A 949-nucleotide genomic window follows, 5' to 3' on the forward strand; every position below is an offset into this window, starting at 1 on the left:
CGCCGCCGACATCCTCGCCCACTGGGACGTCACCACCGGAGCGTTCACCGTCCACCCCGGCCACTACCAACTGATCGCCGCCCGCTCCGCGGGCCGACCCGAACTCCACACGGAGCTCACCATCACCGGCCCGACCCCCGAACCACGGCGGCTGCTCGCAACCCCGCTGCGGGCCGTCGACTTCGACGACTACGAGCACATCACCCTCGTCGACGCCACCCGCGCCGACGGCGACGCCGTCACCCCCGACGGCGACCAGGGCGAACTCCTGTTCCGCAACGTCGACCTGACCGGCGTCGGCACCGTCACCGCCGAGGTCTCCCGCACCTCACCCGGCTCCGCCCACCTCGAACTGCGCGCCGGGGACAGCCTGCTGGCCACCGTCACCATCCCGTCCACTGGCGACCGCTACGCCTGGATCACCGTTCTTGCCGAGGTCGATGGCGCTCCGTCGGGTGTCCACGACCTCCGGGTCGTCCTCACCGGCGAACAGCGCCTGGCCACCCTCACCTTCGCCCCCTGAGACCGGTGCCGGTCGCGCCTCTGTGAGGGGGAGGCGCGACCGCCACCCAACGATGCCCGGGGGCGCCCGAGGCCCCTTCCGCCCCCCTGAGAGGAATTGACGAGGTGTCCGAGGACTCCGCCACCGTCGCGACGAACCCGGTGATCCCGGGCTTCCACCCGGACCCCACCATCTGCCGGGTCGGGGAGGACTACTACCTCGCCTGCTCCAGCTTCGAGTACTTCCCCGGCGTGCCGATCTTCCACAGCCGTGACCTCGTCCACTGGACCCAGATCGGCAACGCCCTCGACCGCCCCGACCAGCTACGCCTGCAGGGGGCCTCCTCGTCCGGCGGGATCTACGCCCCCACCCTGCGCCACCACGACGGACGCTTCTGGCTCATCGTCACCAACGTCTCCCACGACGGCAACCTGATCGTCACCGCCA

Annotated in this window: 2 protein-coding genes; both read left to right on the forward strand. The window is 71.1% G+C overall.

Going from position 1 to position 949, the window contains the following annotated elements; all coding sequences use genetic code 11:
• Nucleotides 1–523, forward strand: a 523-nt coding sequence (locus ACFP3V_RS29775; RefSeq protein WP_380590232.1) for a carbohydrate-binding protein, incomplete at its 5' end; no start/stop codon positions are given.
• A 104-nt stretch (nucleotides 524–627) separates the two neighbouring features.
• Nucleotides 628–949 (forward strand): family 43 glycosylhydrolase (locus ACFP3V_RS29780; RefSeq protein WP_380590235.1); only part of this gene is annotated, 322 nt, incomplete at its 3' end.

Origin of the sequence: Streptacidiphilus monticola (genome assembly GCF_042658505.1) — a bacterium.
GTDB lineage: Bacteria > Actinomycetota > Actinomycetes > Streptomycetales > Streptomycetaceae > Streptacidiphilus > Streptacidiphilus monticola.